A 16,035-nucleotide genomic window follows, 5' to 3' on the forward strand; every position below is an offset into this window, starting at 1 on the left:
CCGGCAGCCTCGGGATCAACGCTGTCCCCGGCCATCACTCTGTCATATCGCCGGCGCGCGGCCATAGTCGCGTGTCAGCGCGGTGCGGCTCGGCAATTGGGGTGCGTAGTTGCACACCATGGACGGTTCACGTACACGGCGTACGCCCTGAGCGATCTGGCAGGTGGGACTCGGCAGGACGAGCGGTTCGCCGACTTGCGGCGGATCGTTGATGCCCAACTCCACGGTCGACAACCGCTTTAGGAGTTCGATCAGCCGGGCGCTACAGCGTGCCGCGGGAAAGGGTGTGGTGGCGTGGCGGACCGCTGGGGACCGTGGGCGTACGCCGTCGTTGATGTCAGCTGTGGATGTCAGGTAGGCCGAGGGACGATGCTCACCGCGCGGTAGTCGTACCCGTCCTGCTTGAAGCCGGGGGCTTCCCAAGTGAGTTCGACCTGCTGTCCGGGTGACAGCGTGCGGAAGCCGGTCGCCTGGATGTCGGAGAAATGGCCGAAGCAGCCGCCGGGGGTGTCGGGGGAATCGAGAACGCCCCACCCTTCCTCGTCGTCCCACTCGCGGACAGTCGCAGTCACCATGGACGGCACCCTACGGTTTCCTCTTCGCCGACGCCCCTGGCACCTCAGTTTGGGAAGCTGCGGGCGGAACTGGAACATGGACCGGAGCGTCTTCGTCCGCATGACTGATACACGGATCAGTGTCCGTCCGGCTCGTGGGGAGGAGGCCGCAGCCCTGGCCGCGCTCCACACCCGCACCCGCACGGCGTACTACACGGCGGGCGGCTTACCGGCGAACGAGCTGATCAGCGCGAATCAGATCAGCGCGTACTGGGAGCGGGCGGTCGCTGAAGGCCGCGCGCAGGTTGCTGCCACGTCCGAGGACCGTGTGGTCGGCTTCCTCATGTCCGGGCCACCGAAGTTCGACGACATCGACGGCTCGTCGGTGCGGGAGCTGCAGCAGATCGGTGTCGAACCGAACGGCTGGGGACGCGGCGTCGGCAGCCTGCTGCACGAGGCGTTCGTGAGGCGGCTGCACGCGGACGGGCTCACCGACGGAGTGCTGGAGTGCTGGGAGGCCAACGCACGTGCACAGGCCTTCTACGCCCGGCACGGCTGGCGTCCGGACGGTTCCCGCCGCTCTGGCCCACTCGGCCGCGACTACATCCGGCTAAGGGTGACAGTCCCCCTTTGATCAACCCGCGGTGTGGAGCCCTACGGCTCCGAAACAGCAGAGGCCCCGCGTCTTCCCGGGGCCTTTGGTCTTCCCGAGAAGGTCGCGTACCGGCCCCGTGGGGACGCTACGGGGTGGTGCCGCTTGCTGCGGTTGCTGTATCCGGCTGCTGTACAGCAGGATCCTGGTGGGGGTGACGGCATGGAGCGGGAGCTACTCGAACGACTGCTGATCGGCAACGACGACGCATCCGTGGCCGCTCTGGCTGCGCTCCGCTGCGGAGGTTCCCACATGGTCTGGGCCGGGACTACGGCTTCTGAACCGCTCGCTCTTATCTATGGACGCCGACTGCGGCACACGCGCCGTCGGGGCAAGATCGAGATCTACAACAGTGGCGGGCATGTCAACCTGATCGCGGACCTCCAGAGCCTCTACGCCACAGGCGGAGGAGGCGCGTTCGTGCCGACCAGTCCCACTCGCTTCCTCGACACACGCAACGGCACTGGTGCCCCGGCTGAGCCGCTGGGCGCGGACGGCACCCTCACGGTGAAGGTCGCCGGGGTCGACGGCGTCCCGGCGGACGCCGGCGCGGTACTGGTCAGCCTCACCGGTGTCGGGCCGACCACCGTCACGCATCTGACGGCCTACGGCGACGGCAGCCTGCCGAACGTCTACAACGACAACCTGGCCGCCGGAGAGACCCGCCCTGTCCTCGCCGTGCTCCCGGTCGGCGCCGACGGCTGCATCCGCATCAACAATGCTCAGGGAGCCGTCAACGTCATCGCCGACCTGGAGGGGTACTACGGCTGACCGACTCCAGTCCCGTGAGTCAGCCACCAGAACGCTACGCCGGATGGGGTGCACGCTTTCCAACTGTGGTGGTGGGGTGGATGGGTGTGTGCAGGGGCGTTCACCTGGGTTCATGGGCGGCTGGCTGCCGATACGGGTACGGCTTTTAGGTCTTGAACGACTTTGCGAGCCAGTAAGCGCTTCGGTTCGCAGAGTTCGTCCTCGATGGCATCAGCCTGGGCCGCGTCGAGCATGACCGTGGCCGGGTACGTCGTACCAGTGGACAGCCGGGCAACACGCAGTTCGATGGCTGGGAGACCGGAATCCTTGGCTTGGCGGCCCAGAGGGTCGGAATCTGTAGTTGCCCCGTTGTCTGAGCCGACACCGTTGCGCTTGTTCCGTGCGCTATCGGGCAATGATGCCGTGTGTGCGCCAACCTTCGCCCAAAAGTCCTGGTCTATGCTCCGCACAGTGCCGGTCCGGCCGAATGTTCGTGCCGCAATCGCCAGTCGGTGTACCTCGATGGTGACGATGTCGGCCAGTTGCCGGTTGCTCAAGGCTGAGACAGCCGCCTGCGTAGAAGCTACACGAGCAGCCACAGCGTCCGCCCGGAACTCTGTGCGCCGAGCGCTTGGCAGCGTGAGCCGAACCAGCAGCCAAACGGCGCCCTTCATCAGCAATCCTGGGATCCAGAGTGCCCAATTCGTAGTTCGGCTATGAGCGTTGAACCGCGCTTCTGCTACGGCCATCTGTTCCGCATACAGGGCGAGCGGGGACGTAGCGAAGGCCGCCTCTGCTGTATCGGGCCGGTGCTCCATCTGCTCCGCCCCGTCGGCCAGGGAAGCGAGCGCGATACCAACCAGCGCCCCGCGTCGGACATCGCGAGATGCAAAGTGCCCCAATTCATGTGCGACAGCAGCAACTCTCTGCTGCGGTGCAAAGGTCAGCCAGAGGGGGTAGCCGAGCACCAGTCGCCGTCTGCGTCGTACGCCGTAGGTGGAGACCCGTACGGCAAAGTCCGTGCTGACCTGCACGACGTCGAGGCGCCGTACGCCGACCGCGTCCGCTATGTCATCCAGCAGCGCGTACAGGGCGGGCGCTTCTTCCCGTAGCAGCGTGGGTAGGTCTGGGTCGAGTCTGTCGAAACGGGGACGCAATAGGGCGGCGCACACGAGTAGCACGAGCCCGATCAGCGGTTGCACAACCGTCCTGAGGCCCAGAACGATCAGCAGCAGACCGCCGATCAGTAAACTCACCGTCAGGATATGCAGCAGACAAGCGACGCCATAAGCAGCAGCCGTGGCCAAACTCGCCCGGTCGGGCATGTCAGCCTCGGCCTCAGCGGATACCCCCTCACCCTGCATGGCTCTCTCCCCCCGGCTGGTCGCTGAAAGGGACATCCTCCTCGGAACACAGAGCGCCGACAAGATCCGTGTTTTCGTGCGAGGGTGCAGTTTCGCTGGGCCGCCAACCGATTCGTGTTTCTGATCTCGTGTCCGTGTGTGCCCAGTGATACGGCCTGGATCCGGCCGTCCCTCAGCCGAACCAGCTCACCTGCACGACCACGATCCGCTCACCACGGACATCGGTCAGGTAGGTGAGCATGAGGAGCCCGCGGCTCTCGGTCCGTACGCCAGGCCCCGGTCCGGTGTAGGCGGCTCCCTCCAGGAAGACCACCGACTCGCGTACGGCGATCTCGTTGGCCAGCCGGGCGGTCTCGGCGCGTGCCGTATCCGGGAGGCCGTCCAGCAGGTCGTCCTGGAACAGCTCCCAGCGCCAGTCAGCCACCGGCGACCTCGCGGTGGGCGGCTCGTACGATCTCTGCGGCCTCGTGGATGGCGCGTTCGCGTACGTCCGGGTCGGGGCTGCTGATCGCCTGCTCGGCGGCGTGCAGGCGACGGGCCGTATCGGGGTGCCGCTCGATCTCCACCACCACGCCCCACTGCCGGTAGAACATGCGGATCGGTACGACGCTGTCCTCGTCCCCGGCGCGGACGAACGCCTTCTGCAGGTCCTCGAAGAACTCGGGCAGACGGGAGGGGGCCACCGTCGCCACGGCCTGGCGCAGAGCCGGCAGGGTCAGCTCGGGCCTGGGAATGAGCGGGCCGTTCCCGTCCGCGTGCGGCGTGGTCATGGGCCGCTCCTTCCGCTCGTCCAGCGCCCTTCCGGCACGGGCCCACGCTAGCGCCATTCCCGTCACACCCGCGTGCGCGCGAGCGGATCGCCGGTGCAGAGGGTGAGGCCGAGGCCCCATTCCGCCCAGACCGTCTTGCCCACACCCACCCGTGGTGCGACGCCCCAGCCGTCCGCCAGTGCTCCGACCAGCAACAGTCCCCGCCCGAACTGATCCTCGCCGGTTGCGTCCCGAGGGCACGGCAGCCGTTCTCCGCGAGGGTCGCTGACCTCGACGCGGAGCGTGGTGGCCGTAGTGGTGATCCGCAGCCGGATGAGCCGGTCGCGCAGGCTGCCGTGCAGCAGGGCGTTGGTCATCAGCTCGCTGGCGACGAGGGCGACGTCGCCGGCGAGGTGCGTATGACCCCAGTCGGTGACGAGGCGTGCGGTGCGGTGTCGGGCGAGGGCGACGCTGCGGGGGACGGGGGTGTAGTCGAGCTGGTCTTCGTGGCGGAGCGGGTCTGAAGCGGGGTTGGTGCGGGGCATGGGGTGGCACCTCCGAGTTGCAACTCCGGTGAGTGAGCGGCCATGTGCCGAAGGTAGCGACTTGGCTCATCTAAGCGCAATCGAACTGAGGAAGTTCTTCCTCAAAGCGGGAACCTGCTCGACCGGGTAACTGGCTTGGGACACACTGTGACCATGACTCGACCAACTCAGCCCCGGCAGGGACAGGTTTCAACTGTCCTGGCGCGTAGGCTCGGTGGAGAGCTGCTGCGCCTGCGTGACACCGCCGGAAAGACCCAGCAGCAGGCCGCCGAGTCCATCAATGCAACCGGCACCAAAGTCGTGAAGATGGAGCGGGGCTGGGTGCCGATGCGGGACCCGGATATCCGGGTGCTGTGCGAGTTTTACGGCCTGGACGACCCCAAGGCGCTCGGCCGCCTACTGGACTTGGCCCGGCTGGACCGCGAACGCCGTAAGGCGAAAGGGTGGTGGCGCGGCACGGTCGACTCGGGTGCCATGGCCGAGTACCTCGCGATGGAGGATGCCGCCACACGCATCCGCAGCTGGCAGTCCTCGCTCATTCCCGGGCTGTTTCAGATCCCCGAGTACACGCGCGCGCTGTGTGTTGCCAGTGCCGCTTGGGAGGACCCCGACGACATCGAGCGCGACGTGGAGGTCAAGCAGAAGCGCCAAGGGCGTCTTCTCGGTGAGCGCCCCCTCCAACTGCACGCTGTGATCTGGGAAGCCGCGCTGCGGCAGGAGGTCGGTGGGCCCCACATCAGGCGCGCGCAACTGGAACGCCTGCTGGAGGTATCCGAACTGCCGAACGTGCGCCTACAGGTGCTTCCGTTTCGGACGGGTGCGCATCCATGCATCAGCGGCCCGTTCAGCATCCTCTCCTTCGCGGAGGACGACGCTCTGGACGTGGTGCAGAGTGATGGCCTCACGGACATGGTGTGGGTGGAGAACGAAGCCGGGAGCAGCACGTACGGTGACTTGTTCGACCGCACGTCCAGGCTCAGCCTGGCACCCCGGGACTCCCTGACACTGATCAACAGCCTGCGTAAGGAAACGTAACCCATGCCCGAGTTCGCTTTCGTGAAGTCCAGCTACAGCCAGCCCGGCCAGGAATGCGTCGAAGTCGCCCGCAACATCCCCACCAGCGTCGCCATACGCGACTCCAAGGACCCCGAGGGTCCGATACTCCGCCTGACCCCGAAGGCATGGACAGACTTCACAGCATCCCTGGCCACCAGCTGATCCAGGCATTACTTATCGGGAGCTGTGTGAGTTCTGTGACACTTGATCTTTGAGGTCTTCTGTCGTGCAGGTCGCCTTGAAAGGGTGCGGGGCATACAACTCGGCCGTGGAACACGGCCGTTGGCCCCCTCACCCCCCACGAGGCGTTAAATGGCGAGAGCCTCTTCCTCGCGTGCGAGACGCGCGACCATACTCACCGCGGCGGCCGGCCTCACGCTGGCCGTCGCTTTTGTGCCCGGCGCCGCGCAGGCGACCCCCGGCGGCCCGGCGGCCGACGGGCCGCCGCCCACACCGTCCGCCACCCCGTCCATACCCTCGCAGCAGACGCTGGTGCGCCGCGATGCGCGGCTCGCGAAGGCCGAACAGCGGTCCGGGGTACGGCAGTTGCGCAAGCAGCTCGGGGTTCAGGGCGTGCTCGAGCTGGACCCTGCCACCGGCACGGCGCGGCAGGTGGCCAAGCTCGACGGGTATCTGACGCCCCGCAGCGACAAGGGCCCGGAGGACATCGTCCGGCAGTATCTGCGGGACCATCCCGATGTCTTCGGTCTCTCCGCCGGTCAGGTCCGCGAGCTGACCCTGCGCAAGGAGTACACCGACGTCGCCGGGGTCCACCATCTGTCGTTCGTCCAGTCGGTCGACGGCGTCCCGGTGTTCGGCAACGGCGTCAAGGCGAACGTCTCCCGGGACGGGCGGCTGATCAGTGTGCTCGGCTCCCCGGTGCCGAAGCTGCCCTCGCGGCTGGCCCCCGGCCGTGTCACCTCGACGCAGGCCAGGCACACCGCCGTCCGTGACATCGCCGGGGCCGAGGCCGACGCCGCCGGCAAGCAGGACACCGCCAAGCAGGTCGTCTACACGGGGCCGGGCGGCACCGCACGGCGCGCTTGGCAGACGGTCACCGTGCCCGACGGCCACGGCATGTGGCTGCACATCGTCGACGCGGCGACCGGCCGGGTGCTGTACCGGCAGAACCTCTCCGACGACCTGTCGGCGGCGACCGGCACGGCACCCTCCTCCGGTCAGCCCCTGCCCTCCTCACCGGCAAAGCTGCTGCGCGGCGGCAAGGTCCTCGTCTGGGACCGCTACCCCGGCGCCCCCTCGGGCGGCAAACAGCACACCCGCCACCTCACCACCCGGGGCTGGCTGCCCGTCGGCGCCAAGACCCTCGACGGCCGTATCGCGCACGTCTTCAGCGACGTCGACGACGACAACAAGGTGGACGCGGGCGAGGAGATCACCCCGGCGGCCGACGGGACGTTCTCCTTCCCGTTCAAGCCCGTCACCGGTCCCGGCTGCGACGTACCGCTGCCCTGCTCCTGGGACCAGAAGACGCCGTACTCCTGGAAGACCAACCGCGAGCAGAACGCCGCGCAGGTCTACTACTACCTCGGCACCTACCACGACCACCTGGAGGCGGGCCCGATCGGCTTCACCCGGGCCGCGGGCAACTTCGACGGCCGGGACGGCGACGCCGTGGACGCGCAGACCGACGACGGCGCCGCGGTCGACCACGGGCTGCCCGATGAGAACCACCTGAACAACGCCAACATGGGGACGCCGCCGGACGGCCAGGCGCCCACGATGCAGATGTACCTGACCGGCTCCGGGCCCGGCTACACGGTGCTGCAGGGCAACTGGGGCGACGACGCCGCCACCGTCTACCACGAGTACACGCACGGTCTGTCCAACCGGCTCGTCGTCGACGCCGCCGGGGTCTCGGCCCTCACCGGCCAGCAGGGCGGGGCGATGGGCGAGGCGTGGAGCGACTGGTACGCACTCGACTTCCTCAACGACCGGGGACTGCTCAAGGACAGCCGGCGCACGGACGGCGAGGTGGCCCTCGACCCGCCGCACTGGACGGACGAACTGCCGTCCCGCTCCCAGCCGTTGGACTGCCCGGTCGGCTCCACCTCCGCCAAGTGCCCCGGCACCTCGGCGGCGGGCAAGGGCGGGTACACCTACGGCGACTACGGGAAGATCTCGCGCCGCGGCCCCGAGGTGCATGCCGACGGCGAGATCTGGAGCGAGACGCTCTGGGACCTGCGCAACCGGCTCGGCAGCAGGCTCACCGAGTCGCTGCTGACCCGCGCGATGGAGCTGTCGCCCGCGAACCCCACCTTCCTCGACCAGCGCAACGCCATCCTGCAGGCCGACACCGTGGTCAACCGCGGCCGGGCCCACGACCGCATCTGGAAGGTGTTCGCGCACCGCGGCATGGGCTACTTCGCCGCCGCGCTCAGCGCCGACGACACCAAGCCCGACGAGGACTTCTCGCTGCCGCCCGGCCCGCACACCCCGGTGACCACCCTCACCGGCAAGGTCACCGACGACGCGTCCGGCGCCCCCGTCGGCGGGGTCGCCGTCAGCATCAGCGGCCATGCCTCCGGCTTCCCCGGTGCCGACCTCTCCGCCGTGACCAGGGCGGACGGCACGTACACGATCCACAACGTCCCCAAGGGCACGTACCGGAAGGTGTACGCGAGCGGCAACGGCTACGAGCCGCAGATCCGCACCGTCTCCGTCGGATCCGGGAGCGGCGCCGACTGGGCACTGCGCCGCGACTGGGCCGCCGCCTCCGGCGGTGCCACGGTCACGGAGTTCACCGGGCCCGACAACACCGACTTCGGTTGCGGACCGAACGGCCTGATCGACATGTCGGGCACCGTCTGGGGCTCGGACGCCAAGGGCGGCAGCAACGGCACCGGGGTCGACCCGGTGCACAACACCGTCGAGCTGCCCTCGGCCGTCGACGTCACCGAACTGCGCATCGACCCGACGGCGGGCTGCGGGGACGACCTGACGGCGTCCCTCGGCGACTACCGGGTCGAGACCTCGACGGACGGCACCACCTGGGTCACCGCCGCCGAGGGCCACTTCAAGCCCGCCGACACCGGCCGCGAGAACGCCGTGCCCCTCAAGGCCGGCACCGGGCAGAACGTGCGGTACGTCCGCCTGACCATGCTCGGCAACCAGGCCGCCGACAACGGCGCCAAGTGCGCGACGGACCCGAGCCCGTCGGGCTGCAGCTACATGGACGTGACCGAACTCCTGGTCCACGGCTCCGCACACCGGAGCTGACCGGACCGGCACCCGAGGGGCGGCGTACCGACGACGGGACGCCGCCCCTCGGCACGACCGTGTGCAGGACCGTTTTCTTGACGATCTCCTGACGCAGACGAGCGCATCCGGCCAACTCCGTGCGGTGTCTACTTCCTTGTCTCAATCCTTACGGGGAATCCTTTCGAGGAATGGAGTGCCATGGAAGGCACTGTGGTCGCGGTCGTGCTGGTGGCCCTGGCCGCCCTGCTCGTGCTGCGCAGCGGTATGCGGGTTGTCAACCAGGTCGAGCGCGGGGTCGTGTTCCGGATGGGCAAGGCGCTGCCGTCGTACCGGCAGCCGGGCGTGACGTTCCTGATCCCGTTCGTCGACCGGATGCGGAAGGTGAACACCCAGGTGGTCACCATGCCGGTGCCGACCCAGGAGGGCATCACCAAGGACAACGTCTCGGTGAAGGTCGACGCGGTCGTCTACTTCCGGGTGACGGATCCGCTGCGGGCCGCCATCGAGGTCCAGGACTACGTCTTCGCCGTCGGGCAGGTCGCCCAGTCCAGCTTGCGTTCCATCATCGGCAAGAGCGACCTCGACGACCTGCTGTCGGACCGTGAGCGGCTGCACGAGGGGCTCGCCCTGATGATCGACAGCCCGGCCGCCGGCTGGGGCGTCCACATCGACCGCGTGGAGATCAAGGACGTACAGCTGCCGGAGTCGCTGAAGCGGTCCATGTCCCGGCAGGCCGAGGCGGAGCGCGAGCGGCGGGCCCGGGTCATCACCGCGGACGGTGAGTTCCAGGCCGCCCAGCAGCTCGCCAACGCCTCCCGCATCATGTCCGACACCCCCGAGGCGATGCAGCTGCGCCTTCTCCAGACGGTCGTGGAGGTCGCGGCCGAGAAGAACTCGACGCTCGTGATGCCGTTCCCGGTGGAGCTGCTGCGCTACTTCGACAAGGCGGCCCAGCAGTTCGGGTCCGGGGCCGCTCCTACGGCTCCCGCAGCGCCGGTGCCGGCTCCGGCGCCGCCCGTCGAGCAGCAGCCGTAGCCAGCGTCAGCGTCAGCGTCACCGCGAGCGACGCGAGCGCCGTCACGGTCATCGCCGAGGCGGGCGAGGTGAGTTGGGCCACCGAACCCGCCAGGGCCGCGGCCACGCCCTGCATGGTGAGCATTCCGGCGGAGTGCAAGCCCAGGGCGTGGCCGCTCAGTTCGTCCGGGGTGAGGGCCATCAGGCGTTCCTGCTGGACGAGGCTCGCGCCGAAGCCGGCGGAGGCGATCACGGCGAGGGCGGCCGACCAGGGCAGCGCCGGGTGCAGGGCGAAGAGCAGGTACGGCGTGGCCAGCAGGAGGAGCAGCGGGGTGGCCAGCCGGGGGCGCAGCGCGGCCGGTACGAGGCGGCCGACGGTCACGTCACCGGCGAACATGCCCAGCGCCCCGCAGGCGAACAGCGCGCCGGCCGCGTGCGGGTCGTAGGAGACGTAGAGGGATTCGCAGCCGACGACCAGGCCGTTGGGGAGCCAGAGGCCGAGGTAGGTGAGGCGGCGGGGGCGCGAGGACCACAGGAGGGCGTTCGTGCGCCAGGTCGCCGCGGCGGACGGGCGGCCCGAGGAGCGCGGCGGGCGGGCGGTCAGGCCCAGCCGGGTGCCGAGGGCGGCGGTGGCGTAGAGCGCCGCCGAGATGAGCAGGCAGGCGTGCGGGGACAGGACCGTCAGCAGGGCGCCGCCGGTCGCGAACCCGGCGATCTGCATCAGCCCGGAGAGCATGTTGAACACCGAACGCCCCAGCAGATAGCCGTCCTTGGAGAGGATCTCGTTCAGCAACCCCCAGCGCACTCCCCCGCCCAGCGAGGCGATCAGCCCCTGGACGAGGACGACGCCGAAGACGGCCGCGACCGGCAGCCCGGGCAGGGCGAGCAGGGCCGTACCGGCGGCGAAGGCGAGACCGATGCCGGCCAGCGTCGACCTCGGCGGCAGCCGGTCGGCGCCGGAGAGGAGGACGGTGGCGCCGAGCACCTGCGCCAGCTGCGGGCCGAACATGCTCACCGCCGACAGCAGCGGCGAGTCGGTCATCCGGTAGACCAGCGTGCCGAGGGCCAGGGCGCCGATCGTCTGGGCCGCGGTGTGGGCGGCGGAAGCGAGGAAGAACGGGGTGAACTCCGGGGTGCGGAAGAGGTCTCGGTAGCTGCGCATGCACGGAGTCTCGGGACGGCCGGCCGGCGCCGGTTACTGTTTCGCACACACGCGAAACGTCCGAAGGCGGGTGGCGGTCATGGGCTGGTGGCAGATCAACGCCGACACCCTCGCCCGCAGCCGGTTCGTCCTCTCCCCGCTCGCCGAGACCTTCGCCTCGCTGCGGCTGCTGCACTCGCGGCAGGCCGCGCACCCCGGCGAACAGGCCTGGCTGCGGGACCATCTGCCGGGCTACCGGGCGCTGCTGGCCGCCGATCCCGTGACCGCGCGCCTGGTGCGCGCCGGGCTCGGCCGGACCTGGATCGCCGACTTCCTCACCCCGGCCCCCAGGGACGGCGAGACCTTCGAGGAGGGCGTCGCGCGCGTCCGGGCGGTCGCCCCCTCCGACGCCCGCGCCCAGCTCGCCGTCGCCCTCGCCACCGTCTCCCCCGCCGCCCGGCTCCCGGCCGAACTCGACCGCGACGACCTGCCCGAGCGGGCGGCCCGCCTCTTCGAGTACGTCTGGGCCGAGACCGTACGGCCGTACTGGGCCCGTCGGCGGCACATCCTCCAAGCCGATGTCGTCGCCCGCACCGCCCGCGTCAGCCAGGGCGGCTGGGCCGCCGTACTGGACGATCTGCGACCGGGCCGGACCCGCTGGCTCGGCGAGAACCGGCTCCAGGTCAACCTGCACGAATACCCGCCGCGGGAGATCTCCGGCGCAGAACTGGTCTTCGTGCCGGTGACCAGCGAGGCGGGCTGGGTGTCGTGGGAGGAGCCCGACCGGTACGCCATCGTCTACCCGTGCTCGGGGACGCTCGCCGACCACCGCGCGCGCCCCGCGCCCGCGAGTCTGGCCGCCCTGCTCGGCCCCGCGCGCGCCTCGGTCCTCGTCCTGCTCGCCTCCCCGATGAGCACCAGTCAGCTGACCGCCGTCACCGGCCAGGGGCTCGGCTCGGTGGGCCGGCATCTGAGGGTGCTGCTGGAGGCGGGGCTGGTGGAGCGGCGGCGCGCGGGACGCTCGGTGCTGTATTCACGGACGGCGGCCGGTGACGTTCTGGTGGAGGCCCAGAACCGGGACGACATGTACCGGAGTTAGCATCCGCTTATGACGACTGCAGACAGCAACGGCGCCGGTCCCCTCGATGTGGAGATCGGCGCCCTCAAGGGTGGCTCCGCCGACCTCTCCCAGTACACGGGCAAGGCCGTCCTCATTGTGAACGTGGCCTCCAAGTGCGGGCTGACCCCGCAGTACACCGGGCTCGAGCGCCTCCACGAGCGCTACGCCGAGCAGGGCTTCACCGTCCTCGGCGTGCCCTGCAACCAGTTCCTCGGGCAGGAGCCGGGCAGCGCCGAGGAGATCGCCGAGTTCTGCTCGGCGACGTACGGCGTGACCTTCCCGCTGACCGAGAAGGTCGAGGTGAACGGCGAGAACCGGCACCCCCTCTACGACCGTCTGACCGGCTTCGCCGACGCCGAGGGCCACAGCGGCGACATCCGCTGGAACTTCGAGAAGTTCCTGATCGGCCGGGACGGCAAGGTCGTCGCCCGCTTCTCCCCGCAGACCGAGCCGGAGGCGGCGGAGGTCGTGGCGGCGGTGGAGAGCGCCCTCGCCTAGTCGGACGTTGACCTTGCCCCTGGGGCAAGGGCGAGCGTTCCCGTCACCGGGCGGAAAGGACCCGTCCGGTGACGGAGGATGCTCAGGTGGACGAGGAACTGCTCACCATCGGTGCGTTCGCGGCCAGGTCGCGTCTGTCGGCCAAGGCACTGCGGCTCTACGACCGTCTCGGCCTGCTTGCGCCCGCGCACGTCGACGAGCTCAGCGGCTACCGCTACTACCGCGCCGACCAGGTGGAACGGGCCCGCCTCGTGGCCCTGCTGCGGCAGCTCGACATGCCGCTCGCCCGGATCGCCGAGGTGGTGGAGGCGGACGGCACCGAGGCCGCCGACCGGCTCGCCGCCTACTGGGCGGACGTGGAGGCGCGGATCGCTGGGCAGCGGACGCTCGTCGAGTACCTCCGTGGACGACTGTCGGGGAGGAGCTCCGAGATGTACGGGAAGTTCGTGGTCGAGACGGTGGACGTGCCCGAGCTGGTGGTGATCACCCAGTCGCGGCACACGCTGCAGGATGAGTTGCCGGCGTGGATCGGGGCGTCGCTGGACCGGCTGGTGCCGGCGGCGGGCGAGTGCGGGGGTGTCGCGGCGGCGCCCTATGTCGTCTACCACTCCGAGGTGTCCATGGAGAGCGACGGACCGGCCGAGACCTGTGTGCCGGTCGCCGACGAGGCGGCGGCGCGGGCGTGGGCCGAGCGGCATGGGCGGGCGTGGGAGACCCGGGTACGCGTCGAGCCTGCGGCTCGGCTGGCGTACACCCGGATCACCAAGGCGCAGGTGGCTGCGCCGCAGATCGGGGCAGCGTTCGAGGCGGTGGAGCAGTGGATCGCTGCGCGGGGGCTTCAGCAGGCGGGGCCGTGCCGGGAGGTGTACTTCGCGGACTGGGCTGCGGCGGGGCCGGAGGATGCGGTGTGTGACGTGGCCTTTCCGGTGAGGTGAGCGGCTCCGGGGTCGGCGTGGGGTTTCCTCGCCCCCGCCGCCCCTTCCCATCCCGTCCCTGGGGGCTGCGCCCCCAGACCCCCCTTTCGGCCTGAACGGCCTCGTCCTCAAACGCCGGACGCGCTGAATTTCGGCCGCCGGACGGGCTGGATTTCGCCGTCGGACGGGCTCTGCTCCAGCCAGCGGACGGGGCGGGTTCACCGTCGAACGGCCTCGTCCTCAAACGCCGGACGGGCTGGGTTTCAGCCGCCGGGCGGGCTTATTTGAGTTCGTCCGGGCAGGGGGTGCCGCGGGGTAGCTGGTACGGGGCTCCCAGTCGGTAGGTGCCCGCCTTCGGGGCCAGCAGGATGGTCCACTTGTCGCCCTTGTCGTCCTCCTGCGTCTGCATCAGGCAGCCGTTGACGTTGTCGTACGACTTGGGTGTGCCGTCCGCGCGGTGCTTGGAGGCGTATGTCTCCTGTGGGGGTTCGACGCCCTTGCCCTTGGTGTCGACCAGGCCGAGCCACGGGGAGTACGGGACGCGGATCAGGACGCGGCCGGGCTTCTTGACCTCGATGGTCAGCTCGCCCTGGGCCGCGCGGTCGACGATGGCGGGCGGGTCGGCGAGCGGGGTGGGGTCGGTGACGCGGAACAGCTGCCAGTTGGCGTCGCCCCAGATCTGCTTCAGATACGGCATGCCCCGCTGCACGAGCTCCCGCTCGCGCTCCCCGCCGTCGCCGTCCGGCTCGCCCTTCGGCAGCACGACGAAGTGGACGGCCCAGCGCTGCAGCCATTCGTGGTAGTTCGCCGAGTTGAGGGTGTCGTCGTAGAAGAGGGGGTTGCGCTCCATGTCGGCCTGGCGGTTCCAGCCGCGGGCCAGGTTGACGTACGGGGCGAGGGCGGAGGCCTCGCGGTGGGAGCGGGCGGGGACGACCTCGACGCGGCCCTTCTCGGCGCCGACGCCCTGGAGCTCGTTCACGAGGGGGGCCAGTTCGCGCGCCCAGGACGCTGCGGGCGAGGTGTGGATGATGTCGTCGACCGACTTGAAGCCGATCCAGACGACGAAGCCGGCGAAGGCGAGCACGGTGACGTACCACTTGCGCGAGCGCGGGACCGTGAACGGGAGCGCCGCGACCAGCGTCACGCCGGCGAACAGCATGGCCAGCCGGGTGATGTTGGAGCCGATCTGCGAGCTGACCAGCCAGACCGCGAGGACCGAGAGGCCGTACACCGCGGAGGTCAGCCGGACCGTCTTCCACTCCTTCGGGACGAGCACGAAGGCGAGGACGGCGTACAGGAACGGCAGGATCACCGACCAGATCGTCATCGGCTGGGTGCCGGAGAAGGGGAACAACCAGGCCGACACGGCGACGACCGCGGCCGGGGTGAGCCCCAGGGCCCAGGCGCCGGGACGGCGTTTCTGCAGGAACAGGGCGACGGCCACCAGCCCGACGAACAGGCCCGCGACCGGTGACGACATCGTCGCCAGCGCGGCCAGCGGCGCCGTGCACAGGGCCTTCGCCCACCGCTTGTAGCGCCACTTGTACGGCCAGCAGAAGACGGTGGCGACCGCGCCCAGTGCGAACATCGTGCCCAGGCCGAAGGTCACCCGGCCCGAGACCGCGTTACACAGGAACGCGAAGAGTCCCGCCAGCGACGCCCACAGCGGGTTCTTCACGCTCCGGCTGCGGATCAGGATCATCGTCAGCAGACCGGCCGAGACCGTCCCCGCGATCATCATCGTCGTACGGACACCGAGCACCGACATCAGATACGGCGAGACCACGCTGTACGACACCGGGTGCATACCGCCGTACCAGGCGAGGTTGTACGCCGAGTCGGGGTGCCGGCCGACGAACTCGGCCCATGCGTCCTGGGCCGCAAGATCGCCGCCACTGTTCGCGAAGGTGAAGAACCAGACGATGTGGAGTACGCCGGCGAGGGCGGTGACGGAGAGCACCGGGTGGCGCAGCATCCGCTCGCGCAGGGCGAGGAAGGCGGCCCGCACACGTGATGCGCTGTCGCTGTCCGCCCGCTCGCCCGGCTGCGCGCGGGCGGTGTCAGTTCCGTGCATGCCGCGCTTGTCCTCCGAGCGCGGTGCGGGCACGCGTATTCGCGGGCCGTTTCCCGGTCCCGGATCGGCGTCGTCGGCGCGTGTCGGCTCCGCAGTGGCCACCTGAAGGCACTCCCCGTGGTGTCCCGTCTTCTGTTCTGGGACGCGTCCCGTTGTCCGCTGGTTCGCGGCCGCGTCCCCGGGGATTTCCCGGTCGCGTCCCGTGAGCGGCGGCCTGCCCCGTTTCGTGACGCTAGCACGCACCCCGTCGGGGGGGCCCCCCGGGGGGGCCCCCCCCGGGGGGGGGGGGGGGGGCCGGCGCCCGGGGGGCCCCCCCCCCCCGGGCGCGGCCCGGGGCGCCCCCGGGGCCGGGGCGCGCGCCCGCGGGGCACGCGGCGCGGGCCCC

General features: G+C 70.0%; 16 protein-coding genes. 9 read left to right on the top strand and 7 right to left on the bottom strand.

Annotated features, from left to right (window positions below; all coding sequences use genetic code 11):
• Positions 1–350: 350 nt before the first annotated feature.
• On the bottom strand, positions 351–575 hold the full coding sequence (locus ACIBW9_RS23820) for a cold-shock protein (protein ID WP_398958117.1): 225 nt from the start codon (positions 573–575) through the stop codon (positions 351–353).
• Positions 576–675: 100 nt separating this feature from the next.
• On the opposite strand from ACIBW9_RS23820, the gene ACIBW9_RS23825 reads away from it, so the two are divergent.
• Positions 676–1,188, top strand: coding sequence for a GNAT family N-acetyltransferase (locus ACIBW9_RS23825; protein ID WP_398958119.1), 513 nt, complete (start codon positions 676–678; stop codon positions 1,186–1,188).
• A gap of 180 nt (positions 1,189–1,368) precedes the next feature.
• The gene (locus ACIBW9_RS23830) at positions 1,369–1,977 is read left to right on the top strand and encodes a hypothetical protein (RefSeq protein ID WP_398958121.1); all 609 of its coding nucleotides are present in this window, start codon (positions 1,369–1,371) and stop codon (positions 1,975–1,977) included.
• A gap of 110 nt (positions 1,978–2,087) precedes the next feature.
• Here ACIBW9_RS23830 and ACIBW9_RS23835 read toward each other — a convergent pair whose 3' ends face one another.
• From ACIBW9_RS23835 to ACIBW9_RS23850, 4 genes are all read right to left on the bottom strand, one after another.
• Entirely contained in the window at positions 2,088–3,320 is a 1,233-nt protein-coding gene (locus ACIBW9_RS23835) for a M48 family metallopeptidase (protein ID WP_398958123.1), read from the bottom strand.
• A 172-nt stretch (positions 3,321–3,492) separates the two neighbouring features.
• On the bottom strand, positions 3,493–3,744 hold the full coding sequence (locus tag ACIBW9_RS23840) for a hypothetical protein (RefSeq protein ID WP_398958125.1): 252 nt from the start codon (positions 3,742–3,744) through the stop codon (positions 3,493–3,495).
• Complete coding sequence (locus ACIBW9_RS23845; RefSeq protein WP_398958127.1) at positions 3,737–4,090, bottom strand: hypothetical protein; 354 nt, start codon at positions 4,088–4,090, stop codon at positions 3,737–3,739. The genes ACIBW9_RS23840 and ACIBW9_RS23845 overlap by 8 nt, the downstream gene beginning before the upstream one ends.
• Positions 4,091–4,152: 62 nt before the next feature.
• Positions 4,153–4,614 (bottom strand): ATP-binding protein, encoded by a 462-nt coding sequence (locus ACIBW9_RS23850; RefSeq protein ID WP_115907574.1) that lies wholly within the window; start codon positions 4,612–4,614, stop codon positions 4,153–4,155.
• Between the two features lie 153 nt (positions 4,615–4,767).
• On the opposite strand from ACIBW9_RS23850, the gene ACIBW9_RS23855 reads away from it, so the two are divergent.
• The 4 genes from ACIBW9_RS23855 (at position 4,768) to ACIBW9_RS23870 (ending at position 9,924) form a co-directional block, all read left to right on the top strand.
• Entirely contained in the window at positions 4,768–5,649 is an 882-nt protein-coding gene (locus tag ACIBW9_RS23855) for a Scr1 family TA system antitoxin-like transcriptional regulator (RefSeq protein WP_115913455.1), read from the top strand.
• Between the two features lie 3 nt (positions 5,650–5,652).
• The gene (locus ACIBW9_RS23860) at positions 5,653–5,832 is read left to right on the top strand and encodes a DUF397 domain-containing protein (RefSeq protein ID WP_398958130.1); all 180 of its coding nucleotides are present in this window, start codon (positions 5,653–5,655) and stop codon (positions 5,830–5,832) included.
• A gap of 150 nt (positions 5,833–5,982) precedes the next feature.
• Complete coding sequence (locus ACIBW9_RS23865; protein ID WP_398958131.1) at positions 5,983–8,907, top strand: M36 family metallopeptidase; 2,925 nt, start codon at positions 5,983–5,985, stop codon at positions 8,905–8,907.
• 180 nt (positions 8,908–9,087) lie between these two features.
• Positions 9,088–9,924: a slipin family protein gene (locus ACIBW9_RS23870; protein WP_398958134.1), complete on the top strand. Its 837-nt coding sequence runs from the start codon at positions 9,088–9,090 to the stop codon at positions 9,922–9,924.
• Here ACIBW9_RS23870 and ACIBW9_RS23875 read toward each other — a convergent pair.
• Positions 9,866–11,065 (bottom strand): MFS transporter, encoded by a 1,200-nt coding sequence (locus tag ACIBW9_RS23875; protein ID WP_398958136.1) that lies wholly within the window; start codon positions 11,063–11,065, stop codon positions 9,866–9,868. The genes ACIBW9_RS23870 and ACIBW9_RS23875 overlap by 59 nt on opposite strands.
• Before the next feature lie 79 nt (positions 11,066–11,144).
• Here ACIBW9_RS23875 and ACIBW9_RS23880 point away from each other — a divergent pair, with 79 nt between their 5' ends.
• The 3 genes from ACIBW9_RS23880 to ACIBW9_RS23890 all read left to right on the top strand — a co-directional run bounded on the left by ACIBW9_RS23880 (position 11,145) and on the right by ACIBW9_RS23890 (position 13,597).
• The gene (locus ACIBW9_RS23880; RefSeq protein ID WP_398958138.1) at positions 11,145–12,143 is read left to right on the top strand and encodes a helix-turn-helix domain-containing protein; all 999 of its coding nucleotides are present in this window, start codon (positions 11,145–11,147) and stop codon (positions 12,141–12,143) included.
• A 9-nt stretch (positions 12,144–12,152) separates the two neighbouring features.
• Positions 12,153–12,662, top strand: a complete 510-nt coding sequence (locus ACIBW9_RS23885; protein WP_398958141.1) for a glutathione peroxidase — start codon at positions 12,153–12,155, stop codon at positions 12,660–12,662.
• 68 nt (positions 12,663–12,730) lie between these two features.
• On the top strand, positions 12,731–13,597 hold the full coding sequence (locus ACIBW9_RS23890; RefSeq protein ID WP_398958143.1) for a MerR family transcriptional regulator: 867 nt from the start codon (positions 12,731–12,733) through the stop codon (positions 13,595–13,597).
• Between the two features lie 259 nt (positions 13,598–13,856).
• Here the strand turns inward: ACIBW9_RS23890 and ACIBW9_RS23895 are convergent, their stop codons facing one another.
• Complete coding sequence (locus tag ACIBW9_RS23895; protein WP_398958145.1) at positions 13,857–15,752, bottom strand: MFS transporter; 1,896 nt, start codon at positions 15,750–15,752, stop codon at positions 13,857–13,859.
• Positions 15,753–16,035: the final 283 nt, after the last annotated feature.

Source organism: Streptomyces sp. NPDC049541 (assembly GCF_044465725.1).
Taxonomy (GTDB): domain Bacteria; phylum Actinomycetota; class Actinomycetes; order Streptomycetales; family Streptomycetaceae; genus Streptomyces.

Coding starts and splice junctions, on each gene's coding strand:
- ACIBW9_RS23820 (WP_398958117.1), bottom strand. CDS start 575: ATGGTGACTGCGACTGTCCGCGAGTGGGACGACGAGGAAGGGTGGGGC.
- ACIBW9_RS23825 (WP_398958119.1), top strand. CDS start 676: ATGACTGATACACGGATCAGTGTCCGTCCGGCTCGTGGGGAGGAGGCC.
- ACIBW9_RS23830 (WP_398958121.1), top strand. CDS start 1,369: ATGGAGCGGGAGCTACTCGAACGACTGCTGATCGGCAACGACGACGCA.
- ACIBW9_RS23835 (WP_398958123.1), bottom strand. CDS start 3,320: ATGCAGGGTGAGGGGGTATCCGCTGAGGCCGAGGCTGACATGCCCGAC.
- ACIBW9_RS23845 (WP_398958127.1), bottom strand. CDS start 4,090: ATGACCACGCCGCACGCGGACGGGAACGGCCCGCTCATTCCCAGGCCC.
- ACIBW9_RS23850 (WP_115907574.1), bottom strand. CDS start 4,614: ATGCCCCGCACCAACCCCGCTTCAGACCCGCTCCGCCACGAAGACCAG.
- ACIBW9_RS23855 (WP_115913455.1), top strand. CDS start 4,768: ATGACTCGACCAACTCAGCCCCGGCAGGGACAGGTTTCAACTGTCCTG.
- ACIBW9_RS23860 (WP_398958130.1), top strand. CDS start 5,653: ATGCCCGAGTTCGCTTTCGTGAAGTCCAGCTACAGCCAGCCCGGCCAG.
- ACIBW9_RS23865 (WP_398958131.1), top strand. CDS start 5,983: ATGGCGAGAGCCTCTTCCTCGCGTGCGAGACGCGCGACCATACTCACC.
- ACIBW9_RS23870 (WP_398958134.1), top strand. CDS start 9,088: ATGGAAGGCACTGTGGTCGCGGTCGTGCTGGTGGCCCTGGCCGCCCTG.
- ACIBW9_RS23875 (WP_398958136.1), bottom strand. CDS start 11,065: ATGCGCAGCTACCGAGACCTCTTCCGCACCCCGGAGTTCACCCCGTTC.
- ACIBW9_RS23880 (WP_398958138.1), top strand. CDS start 11,145: ATGGGCTGGTGGCAGATCAACGCCGACACCCTCGCCCGCAGCCGGTTC.
- ACIBW9_RS23885 (WP_398958141.1), top strand. CDS start 12,153: ATGACGACTGCAGACAGCAACGGCGCCGGTCCCCTCGATGTGGAGATC.